This window comes from Sphingomonas sp. NFR04, assembly GCF_900114095.1.
Classification (GTDB): domain Bacteria; phylum Pseudomonadota; class Alphaproteobacteria; order Sphingomonadales; family Sphingomonadaceae; genus Sphingomonas.
Window position 1 is genome coordinate 1 of record NZ_FORV01000011.1, and the last position, 15,235, is coordinate 15,235.

General features: G+C 63.9%; 16 protein-coding genes. 9 read left to right on the plus strand and 7 right to left on the minus strand.

Features of this window, described 5'->3' with window-relative positions:
• Positions 1-73: 73 nt before the first annotated feature.
• Entirely contained in the window at positions 74-499 is a 426-nt protein-coding gene (locus tag BM009_RS21475; RefSeq protein ID WP_093299562.1) for a CopG family transcriptional regulator, read from the minus strand.
• A gap of 75 nt (positions 500-574) precedes the next feature.
• On the minus strand, positions 575-2,512 hold the full coding sequence (gene rlxS, locus BM009_RS21480) for a relaxase/mobilization nuclease RlxS (RefSeq protein WP_093299564.1): 1,938 nt from the start codon (positions 2,510-2,512) through the stop codon (positions 575-577).
• Between the two features lie 331 nt (positions 2,513-2,843).
• Here rlxS and BM009_RS21485 point away from each other — a divergent pair, with 331 nt between their 5' ends.
• Positions 2,844-3,206 carry a hypothetical protein gene (locus BM009_RS21485; RefSeq protein ID WP_093299567.1) on the plus strand — a complete coding sequence of 121 codons (363 nt, stop codon included), beginning with the start codon at positions 2,844-2,846 and terminating at the stop codon, positions 3,204-3,206.
• A gap of 1 nt (position 3,207) precedes the next feature.
• Here the strand turns inward: BM009_RS21485 and BM009_RS21490 are convergent, their stop codons facing one another.
• From BM009_RS21490 to BM009_RS21500, 3 genes are all read right to left on the minus strand, one after another.
• On the minus strand, positions 3,208-4,131 hold the full coding sequence (locus BM009_RS21490) for a HEPN domain-containing protein (RefSeq protein ID WP_093299569.1): 924 nt from the start codon (positions 4,129-4,131) through the stop codon (positions 3,208-3,210).
• A 76-nt stretch (positions 4,132-4,207) separates the two neighbouring features.
• Positions 4,208-4,411: a sigma factor-like helix-turn-helix DNA-binding protein gene (locus BM009_RS21495; RefSeq protein WP_093299571.1), complete on the minus strand. Its 204-nt coding sequence runs from the start codon at positions 4,409-4,411 to the stop codon at positions 4,208-4,210.
• Positions 4,408-5,316 (minus strand): ArdC family protein, encoded by a 909-nt coding sequence (locus tag BM009_RS21500; protein ID WP_093299574.1) that lies wholly within the window; start codon positions 5,314-5,316, stop codon positions 4,408-4,410. Before BM009_RS21500 ends, BM009_RS21495 begins: the two co-directional genes overlap by 4 nt.
• Before the next feature lie 967 nt (positions 5,317-6,283).
• On the opposite strand from BM009_RS21500, the gene BM009_RS21505 reads away from it, so the two are divergent.
• Complete coding sequence (locus BM009_RS21505) at positions 6,284-7,825, plus strand: catalase (RefSeq protein ID WP_093299576.1); 1,542 nt, start codon at positions 6,284-6,286, stop codon at positions 7,823-7,825.
• 65 nt (positions 7,826-7,890) lie between these two features.
• Entirely contained in the window at positions 7,891-8,463 is a 573-nt protein-coding gene (locus BM009_RS21510; RefSeq protein WP_254772405.1) for an ankyrin repeat domain-containing protein, read from the plus strand.
• A 27-nt stretch (positions 8,464-8,490) separates the two neighbouring features.
• On the opposite strand, the gene BM009_RS21515 is transcribed toward BM009_RS21510, so the two are convergent.
• Positions 8,491-9,465, minus strand: coding sequence for a GlxA family transcriptional regulator (locus BM009_RS21515; protein ID WP_093299580.1), 975 nt, complete (start codon positions 9,463-9,465; stop codon positions 8,491-8,493).
• 133 nt (positions 9,466-9,598) lie between these two features.
• Between BM009_RS21515 and BM009_RS21520 the strand changes: the two genes are divergently transcribed.
• On the plus strand, positions 9,599-10,423 hold the full coding sequence (locus tag BM009_RS21520) for a dienelactone hydrolase family protein (RefSeq protein WP_093299583.1): 825 nt from the start codon (positions 9,599-9,601) through the stop codon (positions 10,421-10,423).
• A gap of 41 nt (positions 10,424-10,464) precedes the next feature.
• On the opposite strand, the gene BM009_RS21525 is transcribed toward BM009_RS21520, so the two are convergent.
• On the minus strand, positions 10,465-11,547 hold the full coding sequence (locus BM009_RS21525) for an NmrA family NAD(P)-binding protein (protein ID WP_093299585.1): 1,083 nt from the start codon (positions 11,545-11,547) through the stop codon (positions 10,465-10,467).
• A gap of 151 nt (positions 11,548-11,698) precedes the next feature.
• Between BM009_RS21525 and BM009_RS21530 the strand changes: the two genes are divergently transcribed.
• The 5 genes from BM009_RS21530 (at position 11,699) to BM009_RS21550 (ending at position 15,193) form a co-directional block, all read left to right on the plus strand.
• Positions 11,699-12,205: a winged helix-turn-helix transcriptional regulator gene (locus BM009_RS21530; RefSeq protein WP_302847378.1), complete on the plus strand. Its 507-nt coding sequence runs from the start codon at positions 11,699-11,701 to the stop codon at positions 12,203-12,205.
• Positions 12,202-12,912, plus strand: a complete 711-nt coding sequence (locus tag BM009_RS21535) for a hypothetical protein (protein ID WP_093299590.1) — start codon at positions 12,202-12,204, stop codon at positions 12,910-12,912. The genes BM009_RS21530 and BM009_RS21535 overlap by 4 nt, the downstream gene beginning before the upstream one ends.
• The gene (locus BM009_RS21540; RefSeq protein ID WP_093299592.1) at positions 12,912-13,433 is read left to right on the plus strand and encodes a nuclear transport factor 2 family protein; all 522 of its coding nucleotides are present in this window, start codon (positions 12,912-12,914) and stop codon (positions 13,431-13,433) included. The genes BM009_RS21535 and BM009_RS21540 overlap by 1 nt, the downstream gene beginning before the upstream one ends.
• Before the next feature lie 64 nt (positions 13,434-13,497).
• Complete coding sequence (locus BM009_RS21545) at positions 13,498-14,274, plus strand: SDR family NAD(P)-dependent oxidoreductase (RefSeq protein ID WP_093299595.1); 777 nt, start codon at positions 13,498-13,500, stop codon at positions 14,272-14,274.
• 28 nt (positions 14,275-14,302) lie between these two features.
• Positions 14,303-15,193: an NmrA family NAD(P)-binding protein gene (locus tag BM009_RS21550; RefSeq protein WP_093299597.1), complete on the plus strand. Its 891-nt coding sequence runs from the start codon at positions 14,303-14,305 to the stop codon at positions 15,191-15,193.
• The last annotated feature ends 42 nt before the right edge of the window (positions 15,194-15,235 follow it).

The following is a 15,235-nucleotide window of genomic DNA, read 5'->3' on the forward strand; positions in this document are numbered from 1 at the left end:
TCAGCAATCCGCAGCGTGATGGGCGACAGATCGGCATTCGGCCGACGCGGAGTAGGGCGCATGGTATGCTCCTTCATCTGCCCCTCCCCTGTTCTGGGGATTGACGGTTAGCGATGCGGTTGTTCGTGTCGCCCCGGGCGATTGCTCGACCGACGAGTTCGACGAAGGCGTCGTAGCGAAGCCGGCCGAGGCGCTGCGTCTCGGTATCAAAGGCTGGCTGGTGCGCCGTAAGGGTGAGCTGGTGGCGGACGAAGAGCCCGAGAGCCTCGGTCAGATAGTCGAGCTTCTGCTCCATCCGGTCGGCGGCGCGGTTCTGGCGGTCCAGCCGGGCGCCGAAGCGCTGGTCGAGTTCATGACCGGCACGGCGATCGAACCAGGCGGTCAGCGCGTCGGTCAGGATCGCGGTCTTCGACGATCCCGGCTGCGCAGCCATCGCGTCGAGCTTCGCCGACAGCTCGTCGGGAAGATAGAATTGGTGGCGGGTCTTGCGCGTCTGCACGTGGTGCAGAATCCGCCTGTTCCCGCTTCCGTTACAGGTCCTCGCTGGTGAATCCCGGTACCTCTTCGGAGCATCTCAGAACCCGCCGATCTCCGGACCCGAACGCTGGCGCCCAAATGTCCAGCTGATTGCGCTGCCGCGATCGATGCCGGAAACGGTTCGACCGATCTGCTTTTCCAGCACCGGCCGCCAAGGCACCAGCGTGAATTCCCGCGATTTCTCGATCACCGCATATTTCGCGGCGCCGACCTGTACCGCCCTGCGATAGATACCCTCAATCGCGCCGCCGCGATGCTCGGCATAGCCGAGACCCATTTCCTTCGAGAGCTGATCCGCCACCTGTCGCAGTTCGCGGCGGCGGAGCTCGGCCAGCAAATTGGCGCGGAAGCGGACGGTATCGCCGTCGCGCCAGGCGAGGTCCTCCTCGATCAGCCACTGGCGGCGAAGTACCAATGCCTGCCGCACCTGGGCCCCGAACCCGCCGCCCAGCACTTCCGGTTCTTTGGCGACATGCTGCTCGTCGAGCCAGGTCACGCCGTTGTGGCGAACCAGCTCAAGGACCGGGCGCTCGGCAAGCGTTTCGATCTCGACGGGCCGTGCCGCAGCCGCCCGTCGCTCGAAGGCCAGGACCTTGTCGAGATAATCGGCGCCGATCTTCCAGCTGCCATCCGGCATGCGCGCGACCTCGCCCCCTCCCCGTCGCAGCGCTTCCAGCCGCCGGACATGGGCTTCGGCGAAACGCTGGCTGGCGCTGGCGTCATGGCGCAGGTGCCGGTCGACGCTGTAGATGCCGCTATTGGCGGCAGCGACCTCGGCCACCGTCCGGTCGACATCACGGATGCCTGCGACGACCGGCGTCACACGCACGATTTCGGGGCGATCACTCACTTCCGAGAGCGACTGATTGCCCAGGTCGACATAGTGGCAGCGCCCGTCGGTCGCGGCCACGATCAGGTAATGGCGATCACGATGCTCGTCCGCCAGTCCCGTCGCCACGACGCGGCCGACCAGCGGCTTGCCCTCGGCTGGTTCGTAGATCGCATAGTCCTGCGGATGCACCTCGGGCGCACGCGCCTTCAGTTGCGCGTGCATGGTCGCGATGATGTCGCCGCGCCGCCCCATGGCGCGCAGCGTCGGTTCCAGATCGTCGGCGAGCCGGTAGCGACCTTTCCCCTCGTCGGTCGCCAGCACCATCCGCACCAGCGTGCCGAGGCGCGCGGCGCGCAGTCCCTGCTCGACGCTGTCGCCATGCCAGGACGACACCAGCCCGTCGGTCTCGCGCGCGAGCAGCAACCTGCGGTCGATGCTGGTGAACCGCTCCTGGCCGACCTCGCGCTGACGCCCCTCGAAAATTTCGCGGTCAGTGCGCGGTCCCAGATCAAGATTGACCAGCTCAGCTGCCCGCGCGGCGAGCCCTTGGCTGATATATTCGCGGGCGATGATCAGGTCCTTGCCGCGATCGTCGATCCCGCGCACCAGCACATGGGCATGCGGATGACCGGTGTTGAAATGGTCGACAGCCACCCAGTCGAGCTTCGTGCCGAGGTCGTGTTCAACCTGCGCCATCCAGCGCCGCACCAGCGGCTTCAGATCTTCGTACTGCGCGCCGCCTTCGGGCGCGGCGATAAAGCGAAACTGGTGCCGGTCGCCGGTGCTGCGTTCGAGGAATGCTTTGCCGTCGGCGACATCGTGATAAGCAGCATAGAGCGTTCCGCGCTCCCCCTCCCGCGTGGTGCCGTCGCGCTGCAGATACCGCAGGTGCGCGGCAGCGCCCTTTGCCCCCTTCCCCGCCAGCTTCACGAAGCGGGCCTTCACGACGACGCGGCGCGCGCGAATTCCGGCAAAACGATCGGATGCCCCGAGCACCCGGCCGACGCCCGAACCGCGACCGATCCTGCTGCCGTCGAAATGCCGGGCGCGCGCGGCCGAAGACCGCGCTGCGCCGCCAGCGAGATTGGTCGCCTTGCGAAGCTGGTGCGCGAACGAGCGATCCGCGCCGACCCGCCCCAACATAGCTCGAATGGATCCTCGGCCATGACGCTATCCCATGCTGGAAAGCGCCAGATGAGGGTGTGCCAGCGCCGCCCATCAAGGGCCTCCATTCGGCGGAGCCGGAAAGCCGCAGAAATGCCGGCATTCCGGCGATCGCGCCTTCCCGATGGAGGCACGGCCATGGCCATGCCTCCATCAAAAACGACGTGCAGACGCCACCTCCGGGGCCGCTTGGAGGCACCGCTTTTATCTTGCCCTCTCTCCTCTCCCCTACCGATCCCCGCGCGCCTTTCGATTGTTCCTGTTACGTTCTATCATCACAGCCCTTCCGAGTCGCCAGAAAGAGTCCGATATGTCGATCAGAATCGAACCACTGGAGAATGGCCGGCTGAAGCTTTCCGGTGACGTGGAGGACGAGATTTGCCTGTCCGCGCGGGCGCTAGATGAGGGCTTTGCCATAGCGATTTCGGACGACACGCTGGTGCAGGGACGCTTCGATAATTGGGTCGACGAGTGCCGATTTTCGGTCGACGTCGAGGGCGCCGGTATCGCTACAATCAGCCGCGCGGAGCGCGGCGACGTGCTCGATCTGGCGTGGAAAATCGAGTGGATCAGCGTCGCGATCGCCCGCGATATGCGCTGCGCCGAACGCCGCGAAGCGCCGCAGTTGCGGCGCGAATTGTCGTTCGCGGACGCCGGGAAAATCGCCGCCTAGATCAGGCGGCGGCGCTGCGTTCCAATACTGCGATCCGCTCTTCGCAGATCACCTGCACCGCCTGACCAAGTGCCTCGACACGCTCGCCGAGCCACGCCAGTTCTTCCTCGCTGATGCGGTAGTGCTTCGAATAGCGCGCCTTCACATAGGCCTCTTTCAGCTTCTCGAAGCGGGCACGATCGGTGCGCTGGTCACGCGGCCAGGCATCGACCAGACGCGGGTCGATGCGCTCCGCCTGGGTGCGGAGGAAGCCCAGATTATGCACGTGGGGGGTGTAGAAAGTGCAGACCAGAAGCACGCAGTGGTAGAGGCGTTCAGCCGTCTGGTGCAGCAAGAAAGCGGCCAGCTTTAGGTCGCCATCACGCTCAGCGTACCCAGCATTCCGTTTGAACCCGGCTGCTGTTGGAAACCATTCTCCGAAATACTCCTGCGCCATGGCCAACGCCTGCTTCGGCGTCTTAGGCTTGGGCTGATGTAATTCGGTGTCATCGCTCTGGTACAACGCGATACCGTCGCGGGCGACATCCATGAAGAAATAGCGCCCGTGCGCCAAGCCGTCGTTCACCTCCTGCAGGGTGTGGACGATGAAATTGACGGGCGTGCGGAGCGTCTTGATGATCGCCAGTTCGCGGTTGAGCCGGTCGTCGGCGGTGGTCCAAAACTGGGCGCGATCGGTGAGCTTGTCGTTGTTGACGATAACCAGAAGGTCAAAGTCTGACTGATAGCCCTTGGCGGTATGGGGCTCGTCGACCCAGCCCCCGCGCGCATAGCTGCCGTAGAGGATAACCTTGAGGATGCGCGCCTGCTTCTTCCAGTCCGAGGTCGCGATGGCAATCGCGTCGCCAAACTCCTCGAACAGGATTTGGACGACACGCTCCAGCTCGCGCTGCTTGGCTGGGGGCAGGTGGTCGAGGCTGGTCCTCATGGATCGATCCTAACGCGCTGATGCCGCGGCGTACACCTCGCCCGGAACCCCCGGGCGAGGTGTACGCCGCTCATCGTCATTTGCCCCGCGCAGCACGGTCGAGGGCGATCAGCACGCGGGCGACGGTTTGGTCGACCTCTTCCACGGTGCAGCCATGCCGCTGGGCCGTTTCGATGTAATCGCAATCATCGAACCGCACAGATCCGAAGATTGCCCGGTCTCGCTCGGGGAGGGCGCGAAAGGTGCGGCGCATCCGCCGCAGGCGAAGCCAGCGCATCATTGCCCCGCCTCCCCATCCGACGTGAAGCCGAGCAGGTAATCGGCCGCCTTGCTGGCCGCGCTCGCCGCCCGAAAGATCGCCTTTTCGTCCTCGCGCAGCACCGCCAGCCAGCTGCCGATATAATCGGCGTGCCGAACCGTTGGCCGGATCGCCAGCGATGCGCAGGTAAACGCGCTCGCCATCTCGGCAGCCAGTTCCTCGCGGGCATAGGCGGCACTGCCGAATGCGCCGGACTGGTCGCGGTCAAGGCGGGAGCGATGCCCGGTCCAGTGCCCCAGTTCGTGCAGCACAGTGCGATACCAGTTGATGCGGTTGTAAAAGGCGAGCTGCGGCGGCACCGCGACATAGTCGCCGCCTGGGCTGTAATAGGCTTCGCCACCCCCGATCCGGATATCTGCCCCGCATGCTTCCATCAGCGCATGCGCGGCCGGAATGCGGTCGGCTTCTGCCACGGGTTCGCCCTGCGCCACCACCGTCAGCCGATCGGGCAACCCCTCGCACTGGTCGACATTGAACACGGTGAATCGCTTGAGAAACGCCAGCTGCCGCGCTTCCCGGTCCTCGTCGCGCGCCCGCTCCGCCTCGTCCTTGGGCGTGAAGCGATCCGCATAGCAGATCGTCGTCCCCCGCTCGCCGCGCCGGACGCTGCCCCCCTCGGCCTGCGCCTGCCGAAAGGTCAGCCAGCGCTGCGAGGCATACCGCCCCTCGATCACCGCCGCCCATAGGATTAGTACATTGATCCCCGAATAGCGCCGCCCGGTCACCGCATTGGCCGGCATCGCACAGCCACACGCCGCAGCATCCCAAGTCTGCACCCAGGGCAGCCGTCCCTGTTCCAGCTCGGCAATCACCCGTCCCGTCACCTCGGCATAGAGGCTCGCCCGGCTCTCGCGTCCAACACCCATGATCCTGCTCCTTCCAAAACACCGCAACCGGCGCCGGAAGGGCGGGGGGAGCGGCAGGAGCGAACCGACAGTCCTGCCGTCAGAGGCAGGCTGCACCCGCAGGGCCGAAACAACGTGGAGGAGCCGGGCACCGCCCGGCTTGCGGCATGCCGCGGCAGGCCTACAGGGAAGCGACGCTCCCCCTGCCCTGTCCGCGTGCCGGCGCACCAATGCCGCCGCGCCTCCGCGCGGCGACCATCCTGTCAGCGCGACCGCGCTGCCGGGCGTCATCGCGCCCGGACAAGAACCGCACCCTTGCAACCGGGCGGGCCCGCGCGGGCGGCGTGCGTGCGCCAGCACGTGCGCCAGCCGCCGCCCGTGCCTCCCGCCCGGGCAAGTGTGCCACGCGGGCACGAACACATCGCGCGCCCTGGTGTCGCCGCAGGCGTGCGCCAGCGCGCGCACTGTACCAGCGTTCCGCTGCCGGCACCTGCCGGTAGCCGATCCGCAGGATCGGCGCTCGCGTCCACGATAACAAGGCGGCCAGCCAACTTGGGACCGCACAGCGGCATGCGAACGCATCATATCGGGCGTCACACGCCCAACGCTGACTCCCTATTCCGCCCGTCGTTCAAGAGGCGCACCTACCCTGACGATCGCCACCCTCGCATTTAGCGGTTTTTGCGATTGGACGAGGGGAGCTCAAAGAGGAATGCCAGTCCGTTTCGCTCGAGCCAGAAGTCACTGCGATCGGCGTCACATTCCTGTCGCAACGCCAAACGACAATTATCGATTACCGCTAACTGCTCTTTCATTAACAATGAAAGGATGCGCGTGCAGCTACCTAACACTATGAAATTGGCTCGCTTTACCCCACAGGACTTGAAAGCGATTAGTTTCGATCACGATGATCAAAGACGTCAATTTCTGTCATCCTTCTGCTCAGCATAACGCCGCCCCAACCCTCAATGGAGCTAAGGGAGCGAACATGAAGCATAAACGTATCCTCGGTATGGTCGCGGCGCTCGCCGGGCTGGCTCCCGCCGCGTACGCCCAGACCACATTAACCCGAGATACCGGTGCGCCGGTGGGAGACAATCAAAACAGTCAGACTGTCGGCGAGGACGGTCCAGTGCTGCTGGAAGACGCAAGACTTATTGAGAAATTACAACGATTTGACCGCGAGCGAATTCCTGAACGCGTAGTTCACGCGCGAGGCACTGGCGCACAGGGAGTGTTCGTGTCTGACGGAAATTTTTCAGCCTACTCAGAAAACACCGTCTTTTCCGCTGCCGGAAAGCAAACCCCCGTCTTCGTTCGCTTCTCCACGGTTATGCCGTATCGCGGCTCTCCCGAAGCAGCCCGTGATCCCCGGGGCTTCGCTGTCAAGTTCTACAGCGATCAGGGCAACTGGGACATTGTCGGGATCAATTTCCCCGTCTTCTTCATCCGGGACGCCATAAAGTTTCCCGACTTCGTGCACGCGAATAAGCCGTCGCCGGTCACGAACATCCAGGACCCAAACCGCGCGTTCGACTTTTTCGCCAATGTCCCAGAATCAACGCACGTTCTGACCTGGCTGTACACGGACACGTTCGGGATGCCGATCAACTATCGCATGATGGACGGCTATGGTGTTCACGCGTTTCGTCTCGTCAACGCGCAAGGCAAGCAGGTGTTCGCAAAGTTTCACTGGAAGAGCCGGCAGGGCCTGAAGGGCATGACCCTCGAACAGACGCGTGCCGCCGATGCCGACTATGCGACGCGCGATCTTTACGACCAGATCCGGGCCGGCAATTTCCCGAGCTGGGACCTATACGTCCAGTTGATGCCGGCGGAGAGGGTTGGCCAGCTCACCTACGACGCTTTTGACGACAGCAAGATCTGGGAAGATGTGCCGGAAGTGAAGCTCGGCACGATGACGCTTAACAAGGTGCCAGATAACTATTTTGAATATAGCGAGGAGTCTGCCTTCGCCCCGTCAAACCTGATACCCGGCGTAGAAGCCTCACCTGATCGGATGCTGCAAGGCCGATTGTTCGCCTATGCGGATACCCAGCGGTACCGTCTGGGCGTCAACTTCGCGCAGCTTCCCGTGAACCGTCCACTGGCCGCTGTAGCAAACAACAATCAGGACGGGTTCATGGCTGCGAGCGGCCGTAATGACGACATCAATTATGAGCCCTCGCTCACTAAGCCCACGCCGCGCGCCGATGCGCGGTACAAGGCGGCTGAATACCCGGTCGGCCCCACTGCGCAAATCCGCGTCATCAGCAAATTGGATAATTTCCGACAGGCCGGTGCGCTTTACCGCACGTTGAGCGCTGTCGAGAAGGAGCACCTGGTCAAGAATCTGGCGTCCGACCTTGGACGGGTGAACAGTCCCGAGGTTCGTCGACTGATGGTCGGGCACTTTTATGCCGCAGATGCGGACTATGGAACGCGCCTCGCCAAGGCAGTGAACGTGACTGTGGAGGACGTTCGCCAGACGATGTCGGCGCACCCCGAGCAGTTCCCGAACCAGCAGTAACGCAGAAGCGGCAAGGCCCCGGCGCCCTCTGCGGTGCCGGGGTCTCACTACACTAGGATTTTGAGATGTTTCGATCTCTGTTGACCATTGGGATGTCACTGGCCGTGGTCGCCCCCCTACCCGCAACCGCGAATGGGCAGGCAGCGCAAGCTACGCTGACAAGCGCGCGAGCGCAGGAACTGCTGTTTGATGCGGCTCGGCTCGGCCGTACCGATCTCATCCCCGCGCTGGTTGCCGCGGGCGCCGATGTGAATGCATATGATCCGCGAGGCTACACGGCGCTGATCCTCGCTGCATATGACGGAAATGCGGACACGGTAGAGGCCTTGCTGAAGGCCAAGGCAGACCCCTGCAAGCCCGACGCGACCCAGGGCAATACCGCGCAAATGGGCTTTGCCTTCAAGGGCTTGGACGCGCTCGCAGCAAGGCTGCTCTCCACTGGCTGTGCGGTTGATGCGCGCAACAAGCAGGGACAGACGGCGCTCATGATGGCAGCGATGTTCAATCGCAAGGCGCAGGTCGACCTTTTGCTGACCGCCGGCGCCAAAACGGACATTTCCGACATGGAAGGAAGGACCGCAGCGTCTGTCGCCCGAGCGCAAGGCAATGACAGCTTAGCGGCCAAACTGGAACATTGAGCCTATCGCCGCACCGCGCAGGGCAGTTCAGGCAAGCCTCGGCCTGAATTGTCCCGGCGTCGCGTGCGCCAGCTTTCGCATCATTCGTCGCAATGACGTGGCGTCGGCATAGCCCAGCTCGGCTGCGACCTGCTCGATCGACAACCCTCTGTCCTGAAGTAACTGGCGAGCGCGATGGAGGCGCACGCTCTGCAAAATTGCAGAGACATTCCCGCCGGTCTCACGCTTTATTCGTCGGGAAAGTGTCCGACCGGACATACCGAGCTCGGCCGCGAGTTGGGTAATCGTCGGTGGGTCGGGTAGTGCTGCCTCAAAGGATGCAGCCACCTTGCTGACGAGATCCAGCCTTCCCGCCGATGCCCGCACGGCCGGGCGAGGCGCTTCAAGTTGCCGCCCGTCCAGGATCATGGCCTTGGCAACGGCCTTTGCCAATGCGGGGGGGAAGTGCGTCCGCAGAAGATGCAGCATGAGGTCGAGATGGGCGAACGCTGCTCCCGCGGTCACGATATTGCCATCAACGATCACGGTCTGTTCGACGTCGACCACGCAATCCGGCTGCAGTCTCTGGAGATACTCTCCCAACCACCAAGTCGTCGTCGCGCGTCTGCCCCGAAGCAGTCCGGCCCTTTCCAACAGCAGAACGGCGGAGCACGCGCACGCCACCGTTCCGCCACGCGCGCCATGCAGGTGTATCGCCTCGGCGGCCGTGACCGCATCCGGTTCCGACATGCGTGCCGCAGCAGACTCCACACTGTCAGTCTCAAGGCCCGCAACGAACCAGATGGAATGGTCCGAGGTCTGGTCGCTCTGCGCCAGCGCCGTCGCTTCGATCTTCACGCCGTTGCTCAACGTGACCATCGGGTGTGACGAGACGACGTTGCACCGGATCGGCCCGCAGCCGCAGGACGGAGCCAGCCGGGCTGCCGTCGCCATAATGTCGAGCGCAGCAGCCACGCCTGATGCGAATGCGCCCGGAAGCGCCAGAATGGTAACATCAACCATCGGCCGATCGCGCCCGCAAAATGGCCGGAATGGCCCTCGTTAAACCGAGCACACTGTAGTCCACTGCGCGCGTGCCGACGGAGGTCGCGATCGATCCCGCGGCGGTTGGCCCAACCGGGAAAGCGATGGAATCATGAAGAAGAGACCGCTCGACGCCTATGATCCGCTCGAGGATTTCGAGGCCAGGAAAATCACCGAACTTGATACGACCAAGACGGTGCATGTCTCCGGCACTGGGCCGGCGGTGATCGTCATTCCGGAAGTGCCCGGGATCAGCCCGCACGTCGCGCGGTTCGCGCGCTGGACGCGCGACGCGGGGTTCACCGTTTACATGCCCTCGCTGTACGGGCGAGACGGCGAGCCGGTCGACCTGGAGGTCGGCCAGGCGATCTTCAAGCGGGTGTGCATCAGCGCTGAATTCCGGGCGTTCGGATCGGGAGGATCGGCGCCGGTGACGCAGTGGCTTCGTGCCCTGGCGCGGACGGCGCATGAAGAATGCGGCGGCCCTGGCGTGGGTGCGATCGGCATGTGCTTCTCGGGCAATTTCGCGCTCAGCATGATGCTGGAGCCGGCAATGTTGGCCCCGGTCCTGTCCCAGCCCGCGCTCCCGCTCGACGATGACGCCGGGTTGCAGATCGCACCGGAAGAGCTCGAAGCGATCCGCGAACGCTTGGACCATGAAGACCTTTCGGTTCTCGCCTATCGGTTCGACGGCGACCGCTTCTGCAAGGCGGAGCGGTTCGCAGCCTATGAGAGGGCGCTCGGGAAGCGCTTCATCGGCCGGGTTCTCCCCGACAGCGCCGCCAATCGCGACGTCCCCGAGTTCTTCGAGAAGGTGGTGCAGACGCCCCACAACGTCGTAACCGTTCACCTGATCGACGCGGAGGGGCAGCCGACGATAGCCGCTCGCGATGAAATCCTTCGCTTCTTTGAACACCGTTTGCTCGGAGTGCGTTGACGATCGACCACGGAATGATTGCCGCCGGGGTGGTGCAGTCTTCACAGCCTGCCGCGGCGCCGATCTTCGCTTAGCTTGAGAATGGTGCGCTGGGGTAAGGTTGCGGGTTGCAGCCTCGCCCACAGCGATTCCGAACCTTCGATAGCGGCCCGCTGTTCCCAGCGCTGCAGCCAGTCCTCCGCACTGCGGATCCGCGTCGGATGTATCTCGTCGAGCAGCGCATAGTCGCGGGTGATGATGTCCTGCTTCCAGAGGTTCCAGAACCCGGTGAAGTTGTCGCGGAAGCTCATCGTGCTCTTGTCTGCCGGATCTGCATTATAGCCAGCGGGCAGATCTGTGACGGCGGCGAGTGGCGCGAAATAGGCCTCCAGGCTGGTGTCCACGAACCGGGCGGGATGGCCAGTCACGCGTTCGAAGGCTGTGGCGAGATCGGCATAGCGAACATGCTCGATCGCAACTTCGAGGTTCATGCCGTTGGCACGCTCCGAGTGATCGAACAGCCAGCGGACATAGTGGCTGCAATCTTCCAGTGCGACATGGACCACGGCGCCGGTCCCCAGCGGCACGCGCCAGGTCAGCACGCCGTCTTCGACCCAGGGCGTCATCGGGGTCTGCGCGGAGAACGCCATCTCCATATAGGGTCCGGTGGTGAACAGCGCGGCACCCATGCGGTCGCCGTTCACCCGATTCTGGGCGAGGATCCAGTCGCCGATGCGGCCCTTGCCGTCATAATGACCGGTGCGGAACATTGATCGGTACCCCGACTTCTTCAGGCCGTAGTCCAGGTTCCCATAGACAAAGAACTTGACGCCTTCCTCCAATGCGATCTCGTAGCTGCGGATCGCCCAGTACATCTCCGTCCGTTCGCCGGCATTGAAGCCGTCGATGTTCACGAACGCCCCATCGCAAGCACGGAAGCCCTCTCGAAGGGTGGCCTCATCGGCAAAGCTGCCTTCCAGCAACGTGACATCGCCCATATCCCGCAGCGCTTGGGCGCGCGGCGCGCTGCTGTCACGTGTAAGTGCGACGACGTCGTAGCCGCCGTTCGAAATCAGCCCGCGGACAACCGGCATGCCCTGTGCTCCCGTCGCGCCGATAACGAATATCCGCGAAATTCCAGCCATTTCCCAATCTCCTGCGCTTGCCTTTCCGTAGTAGCTCTCATAATCAGAGTCTATAACTCCTACGATAAGAGTTCATCGGCGTTGCCGGAGTGAGAACGAAGCGATGCGATCAAAGGGTTTTGAGGGAATGGCCTGTTCGATGGCCGAGGTGATGGGCGCGCTAGGGGACCGCTGGGGAGCACTCGTCATGCGCGACCTGCTGCTGGGGCTCACGCGCTACGAGGACCTGCGCCACTCGACAGGCGCGACCAATGCCACATTGTCCGATCGACTGAAGCAGCTGGAACGATCCGGCCTCGTCGAACGGCGGGAATATCAGGTCCGCCCGGTTCGGCACGAATATCTGCCGACCGAGAAGGGCCGCGATCTCGGCTTGCTGCTGCAGGCGATGGTGCAGATCGGCGACAAGTGGCGCCGCGCGCAGCATGAAGAGGCCCCCTTGCATATCGTCGATGCGCAGACCCGCCGTCGCCTGAAGTTGGAACTGGTAGACATGGAATCCGGCGCCAGCCCCTCCTCCGGCGCAATCGCGCTTGAGGCAGGTCCCGGGGGCGACGCGCACATGCAATGGCGGCTCGCCCGTGGCGAGGCGGAGCGGGCCCGGCGCAGCGAGCGCCTCCCCGATGGAGCTCTTGTCCAAAGGAACACGCGAACATGATCGACTTGTTGAAACGCGCCATCGACGCTCATGGCGGATGGGAGAGGTGGCAGGCGATCCGCTCGATCTCTGCCAGACTGACGACCGGCGGGGCGCTGTGGGACATCAAACGGCCGGGCTTTCTGACCGGCCGCGAGATCATTGCCGACCGAACCGCACAGCACCTCTCCTTCGCGGTGGACGACGGGGAGCGCCTCCTCTTCACCCCGTCGCGCGTCTGGACCGAGGATCGGCATGGTGCGGTGCTGGAATCTCGCGACGATCCTGCCGCAGCCTTTGCCGGACAGACTCTGGAGACCCCGTGGGATCGACTGCACGCCACCTTCTTCAGCGGCGAGGCTCTGTGGACCTATCTGACGCAACCATTCCTCTACGCCTATCCCGGCATGATCGTGGAGGAAATCGCGCCATGGGTTGAGACAGGGGAGACATGGCGCAGCCTGCAGGTCACCTTCCCCGACACGCTCGTCAGCCACACGCGAACCCAGATCACCCGGTTCGGCCCCGACGGGCTGATCCGCCGCCACGACTATACAGTGGACATTCTGGGCGGCGCGCGCGGCGTCAACTATGCGCACGCCTATCGGAGCTTCGATGGGATTTTGGTTCCAACGCAACGCCGCGTCTTCGCCGCCGATGACGGTTGGCAGGCCGTGCGTGATCCGCTGCTCGTCTCCATCGATATCGCCGACATGCGGTTCGAATAATGTCGGCGATCTCCCCAAATCGCCGCTTCCGCCTGCAACAGTCGCTCGCGCTCCTGCTGATGACGCCGACCCTCGCCCCGGTGCCGGCAGCAGCCGCAGGGACGAAACACCCGTCTGCTCTCGAGCATGCGATCCTTTGCCGCTTCGATGCTTTGTTGAAGGCCGAAAATGCGCGGGACCTGCCCGCCACCCGCGCGCTGTTCCGCGACTCCGAGGACACGCTGTTCGTCGGCAAGACGCCGCCTGGTGCGGCCGACAGTTGGGGCGGCTTTTGGGGCGAGGCGGCGACTACGCAGATCAGCGCCCTTTGGCACGCCGGCGGCTTCGCCATTGCCGAGCGCGCGCCGCCGCGTGTCACACGCCTTGGGCATGGCGTCGCACAACTCTACGCTCCGGTGTTGATCCGTGTCGCCTATGCAGGCCAGAGCGGGAAACCGCGGCCATTCCTCCTGATCCTCAATTGGGTACGGGAGCGCGGAAATTGGAAAATCGCGTCCGACATCGCCATCCCGGCGGGATGATACTTCTGGAACATCCCGAGTTTGCACCGATATGTGCAATTACACACCTGCAAGGAATTCACGCATGAAAATTGATCTGAACGGCAAGACGGCGCTGGTGACGGGATCCACCGAAGGCATCGGCTTCGCGATCGCGCAAGGACTTCACGCCGCAGGAGCCGAAGTGATCGTCAACGGTCGCACCGAGCAGAAGACGCAAGCAGCGGCGGCGAAGTTGGGCGGATCGGCGCGCGGCCTTGCGGCCGACATCGGTTCGGCAGAAGGCTGCGCCGCGCTCATCGCTGCCGAGCCGCATATCGACATCCTCGTCAACAATGCCGGCATCTACCAGCCGGCGGACTTCTTCGACGCGGACGATGCGATGTGGGACCTGCACTGGCAGGTGAACGTGATGGCCGGAATGCGACTGTCGCGCGCCTATCTGCCCGGTATGGCGGATCGCGGTTGGGGGCGAGTCATCTTCCTTGCATCCGAATCCGCCTTCAACCTACCGGTGGAGATGCTGCACTATGGTGTCAGCAAGACTGCGGACGTAGCTCTTGCACGCGGGCTCGCCAAGCGGATGGCGGGTAGCGGCGTCACCGTCAACTCGGTCCTGCCCGGCCCGACGTTCACGGAAGGCGCGGCGGCGATGCTGCAGGAGGCCGTAACCGCCTCTGGCAAGAGCTTCGAGGAGGTGGGTGTCGACTTCGTCACCACGCACCGTCCCAGTTCGATCCTGCGCAGGCCTGCCACGCCTGAAGAGGTGGCCAACATGGTCGTCTTTGCCGCGTCGCCACAAGCATCGGCCACGACCGGGGCAGCCCTCCGCGTCGACGGCGGCGTGGTCGACAGCCTGTAATCTTCCTCTTTGCCGATAAGGAATCCCCATGTCTCAGCCCATTCTCGTGACCGGAGCGACCGGTGAGACCGGTCGCTATACGGTAGATCGATTGCTCGCGCGCGGCCTTGCGGTACGTGCATTGGCACACAAGGACGACGATCGCGCCGCGCAACTTCGCGCGGCGGGCGCAGAAGTGGTCGTCGGCGATCTGCTGGAGCACGACGACGTGCTGCGCGCAGTCGACGGCGCGCGCGCTGCCTATTTCTGCTACCCGGTCCGCCCCGGCCTGATACAGGCGACAGCCTATTTTGCCGATGCCGCGCTGCGCGCCGGTCTGGAAGTGCTTGTCAACATGTCGCAGATCTCGGCGCGCGAGGATTCGAAGAGTCATGCTGCGCGCGATCACTGGATCGCCGAGCGGCTGTTCGATCGCGCGGGCGTACCCGTTGTACATTTGCGACCTACCTTCTTTGCGCAGTGGTTTCTCTACCGCCACGCGAAGGCGAGCATCGTCGAGCGCGGCGAGATCGACCTACCCTATGGCGACGGACGACATGCGCCGATCGCGGCGGAGGACCAGGCACGTTTCATCGCAGCGGTGCTCGCGGATCCGCAGCCGCATCTGGGCAGCACCTACACTCTGCACGGCCCGATCGAACTGTCGCAGGCGCAGATCGCCGAAGCGATCAGCGAGGCGCTCGGGCGGGACGTCCGCTATGCTCCCTCCTCGATCGACGCCTATCGCGCGCGGCTCGAGCAGGCAGGGCTGCCGGCATTCCTTATCCAGCATTTCTGCGCGATCGCTGTCGATTATCAGAACGGAATCTTCGCTGGCGCGGACACGGCAATTGCGACGGTCACGGGCACACCGCCGATGACCGTCCAGGCCTTCATCGACCTGCACCGGACCGCTTTCGAGCGTCCCGCCTCAGCCTGATCGCGGCGATGTACGCGTGGGAGGCGAGTGCCCGCCTCCCAC